Annotated in this window: 1 protein-coding gene; it reads right to left on the bottom strand. The window is 68.5% G+C overall.

What is annotated here, in order from left to right; genetic code table 11:
• Nucleotides 1-387, bottom strand: a 387-nt coding sequence (locus ACLJNW_RS23450; protein WP_410961118.1) for a hypothetical protein, incomplete at both ends; no start/stop codon positions are given.

Here is a 387-nt window from a genome sequence, read left to right as displayed (position 1 = left end):
GTCTCTTCCCTGATCGGTGCGATGAGGCCGTCGGCGGAAAGGCCCAGCAGGCGGCTGTCGATGACGCAGCCCTTGAGTTGCAGGGTCTCGCCGGACTTGACCGGATTCCGTTCGCCTTGCTGGCGGATCGCGGCGAAGTCCTCCCAGATCGGCGTCGGCAGCGCCAGTACCGGAAAATCTTCGCCCAGCACCCGGCGAACCGCGCGGGCAGTCTGCTCGGAGAGGGTGATGGCTGCGCCATGGCCGGCCAGGACCTGGCTCCAGTCCTGCGCCGGATCGCCGTCCCACGCCACGTCGGGAATCGTCTCGAACTCCCAGGCGACCACGCACAGCATCGGGCATTGCAGGCCCCGCGCCGCCTTGTGCGGCGGGGTGAAGGAGAGGAAC

This window comes from Salmonella sp. SAL4457, from assembly GCF_046548235.1.
Classification (GTDB): domain Bacteria; phylum Pseudomonadota; class Gammaproteobacteria; order Enterobacterales; family Enterobacteriaceae; genus Salmonella; species Salmonella enterica.
The sequence above is the reverse complement of the archived record's forward strand: the minus strand, read 5'-3'. Positions and strand labels throughout refer to the sequence as shown.